The sequence below is a fragment of the Candidatus Chordibacter forsetii genome (assembly GCF_964187505.1).
Taxonomy (GTDB): Bacteria; Verrucomicrobiota; Verrucomicrobiia; order Opitutales; family Seribacteraceae; genus Chordibacter; species Chordibacter forsetii.
The window spans coordinates 1-3,363 of sequence record NZ_CAXLML010000150.1; the positions used below are offsets into that span (position 1 = coordinate 1).

The 3,363-nt window shown below is 43.5% G+C and carries 3 protein-coding genes and 1 pseudogene; 2 read left to right on the top strand and 2 right to left on the bottom strand.

Going from position 1 to position 3,363, the window contains the following annotated elements:
* Both ACKPQ4_RS06455 and ACKPQ4_RS06460 read left to right on the top strand, forming a co-directional pair.
* Positions 1 to 301, top strand: a pseudogene (locus ACKPQ4_RS06455) (hypothetical protein); the annotation flags it as partial.
* 69 nt (positions 302 to 370) lie between these two features.
* Positions 371 to 2,368 carry a right-handed parallel beta-helix repeat-containing protein gene (locus ACKPQ4_RS06460; protein WP_407680377.1) on the top strand — a complete coding sequence of 666 codons (1,998 nt, stop codon included), beginning with the start codon at positions 371 to 373 and terminating at the stop codon, positions 2,366 to 2,368.
* Between the two features lie 7 nt (positions 2,369 to 2,375).
* Here the strand turns inward: ACKPQ4_RS06460 and ACKPQ4_RS06465 are convergent, their stop codons facing one another.
* Positions 2,376 to 2,954 (bottom strand): methyltransferase domain-containing protein, encoded by a 579-nt coding sequence (locus ACKPQ4_RS06465; protein WP_407680378.1) that lies wholly within the window; start codon positions 2,952 to 2,954, stop codon positions 2,376 to 2,378.
* A gap of 8 nt (positions 2,955 to 2,962) precedes the next feature.
* Positions 2,963 to 3,363 (bottom strand): GDSL-type esterase/lipase family protein (locus ACKPQ4_RS06470; protein WP_407680379.1); only part of this gene is annotated, 401 nt, incomplete at its 5' end.

A 3,363-nucleotide genomic window follows, 5' to 3' on the forward strand; every position in this document is an offset into this window, starting at 1 on the left:
TTCCTCGATGCCCTACCGGGTGATGCTCGAAATCAACCAACCCAATGATCCATCCAGCCAACTGGATGACCAACCTTCCCTGGTTTATGAAGTGGAAGTTGATAATTTTGACCCCCGAACGTTTCAACTACTTGAACTTGTGGGCTATCCTTCCTTTGACCAAGAAAAAGACGAGTGGTACCTCAGCTATGTGGATCAAAGCATTGAATCTGCTTTTGAAATCGTGGACAGTGCTCTTTTGCAAATTGAGCGAAAAAACGAGAACTCCTTTTTTCAGAATGCTAAAACACAGGAAGACTGAGTACCTCTTTTTTCCCTCGAGTCTTACACCTTGCAAGGTTGATTGATTTTATTTGATCATAGGTTGCGAATGAAAATCACTAGGTTTTGGATCATTGTATGGGCGACCCTTATTCACCTAGATGCCCGCACTTATGTGGTCTCCCCACAGGGTAACGATGCCAGTCCTGGCACCTTTGAAAAACCAATCCAGACTATTTCATCAGGAGCAAGGCGGGCACAACCGGGTGATACAGTATTAGTCCAAGGAGGAGTCTATCGGGAACGAATAACTCCAATGAGAGGAGGAATGCCTGGGATGCCTATTACCTATCGGGCAGAAAATGGAAAACGAGTATTGATTAAGGGTTCTGAAACCTGGAAACCCAAGTGGAGAAAAGAAGGGAAAGGAATTTACTCAGCCAAGCCTGATGATCATCTTTTTTCTGACCGAAGTTCAGAATACCTCGATCATTACAATCCTTTCAAAGTGTTACTTGCTTCCACTCCATATCGCAGAGAAGGAAAAAAGGAAGCTGAGCGTAAAGAAGAAGGAGATAACCGATTTGGTGAAACCGACGATGATATTGCTTACACTTGTGGGCAAATCATTGTAAATGATCTCCCATGGATGGAAGTTCCATTGCAAGAAGAACTGGCTTCAAAAGGATGGTGGTATGATCAAAAAACCGAAAGAATATGGGTTCACTTTGGCGGCTTAATTCCTGAAGAACAAAACATAGAAATCACTACCCGAAGGAGGCTTTTTGCTCCGGTTCAGAGAGGTCTCGGCCACATTGTAGTAGAAGGCTTTATTTTTGAGCATTGCGGCAACCAATATCCCACCAATTTCTGGAAAGAAGATAAATATGCTCAGAAAGGTGCGATTGGACTGGAAGCTGGCTACCATTGGATTATTCGAAATAATCTCGTTCGCTATGCCAAAACCACCGCGATTGATTGTGGAAGAGTCGATGGAAATACTCCCTACAATGGATATTCGCATGATAACCTGATTGAAGGAAATTATTTCATCGATAACGGTTCTGCAGGAATTCTAAGTTACGGATCTAAAAATCTGATCATTCGTAACAATGTGATCCTCCGAAATAATACCCTGAACTTTTTTGGTAAAAAGAGATGGGAGCATGGGGGTATTAAATGTCACCATTTAAAAAATGGACGAATTGAGGGAAACTATATTGCCCGCAATTCATATTCTCCAGGAATCTGGTTGGATAATGAGTTTCCCGGAAGTCGCATCAGCCGAAACATCATTCACCATAACGGCACCCATGGCATATTTCTGGAAATGAGTAATTATAAATTCGATCAATTATTGGTTGATCATAATCTTATTTTTGAAAACCAGATGGACGCAGTTTACATACATGATGCCTCTGGAGCCACCTTCTCTCACAATTTAATTTCTGATTCTTCCAGCCCATCAAGCGGCGGGCAATTGGTTCGCATCCAACAAGTAAGCCACCGGGCAAGTACCGCAAATCACAGCTTTTTTCATAATTTATTTATGGGTAGATTAACGAAGATCGAAACCAATTACCCTGAGTTTTTAAGCGGCCTCCAAAGATTTGATTTCAATAGTTATGGATTCAATGAGGACGACAGAAACTTTCTAATTAGCAATAAAAGCGATGTGCCCTATCCATGGAAACAAGATGCTTTTCAAGACTTAATCCTTAAAGAACTTGATTACGGGAAAACTCCTACCGAATGGAAGAAACTAAAAAATAAAGTCTCTATGAATATGGATGAGTGGAAAACTTTCTGGAAAAACAAAGGGAAGAAAAATGACCTGAACAGTTTTTTCTCCCCAACTTCCAAAATTAGTTACGACGAGGAAAAGCAGGAAATGGCTATTCTTAACCCCAGGAAAACCTTAGAGGAAAGTTTCCCTAGTCCCTATGTAATGGAAAAGGATTTTTTTGGTAAAAACCGCATCAATAACAAAGACGACCAATTCGGACCCTTTAGCGAAGGTAAGGATAAAAAAGATACCTATAAAATCTGGTCGGGATTAGAGATCCTCAAGCCTCATAGCCTACCTGCAAAAGATTGGAACCGTTAAGAAAAAGTTATTTCCGTTTCCAGTAAAACATCCGTTCTTCTCTTTCTCTGCCCTCAAAGTTTCGGGGCTCCCATTCTTCAATCAGATCAAATCTGTCCGAAAATCGATCGATGATCTCCTCCCTGCTGGCACCAAAAGGTGGGCCCTCTTTGGTCAGAGGAAAGATAAAGTGAATAGCGAGGAAATACCCACCCGGTTTTAACCAACGCGTCACTGCCTTGGCATATTCATCCCGCCGCGCCGGATCGATGGCACAGTACAGGGTATGCTCAAAAATAAGATCGTAGGGTTCCTGTGGCTCGTCTTCTAAAAAATTACCCGGGAAAAAAGCAAGGCCAGGAATCGCCTCGTAATTTTCGCCTGCTTGATTAAGGGCAAGCTCTGATAAATCAACTCCGGTCGTTTCAAACCCAGCCCTTGCCCATGCGTGAGCATCGTGCCCACATCCACAACCGGGAACAAGGATACGGGAATCAGGATCCATATCATTTCCCATCAACCAATCGTTAAGGCCTGGAGCCGCATCTCCCTTGTCCCAGGGTGTATCCCCATCCACATACCTTTGGTTCCAATCTGTCTCGCTCATAAATATGCTCAGGCGGGCCAACGGGCAGAGACTGCATCGAGCCATGAACGGGCAATCAATTCATGCCCGGCAGGCAAGGGGTGGATGCCATCCCAAATCCAATGATTAGGAGAAGAGGACTTTGCGGCTTGATCAAAAATATCCTGCATGGGTAAGTGAAGAGCATTATAATCCTTGGCTAAACGAACAACCACCTTTCGCAATTCATCGGTCGCGGAACGGCGCTTGGCCCAGGCATTATCCGTACCGATTTCACCAGACCTCAGGACAAAAGGATCGATCAGAATGATTTTAAGTGCTGGATTTGCCTTACGGCTAGCATCCAAGACAAAGCGGTAGTCCCCCTCAAAATCAACAGGCTTAACATCTTTGCCCACATCATTAGTACCGATAAGAATGCTGAGCAAGT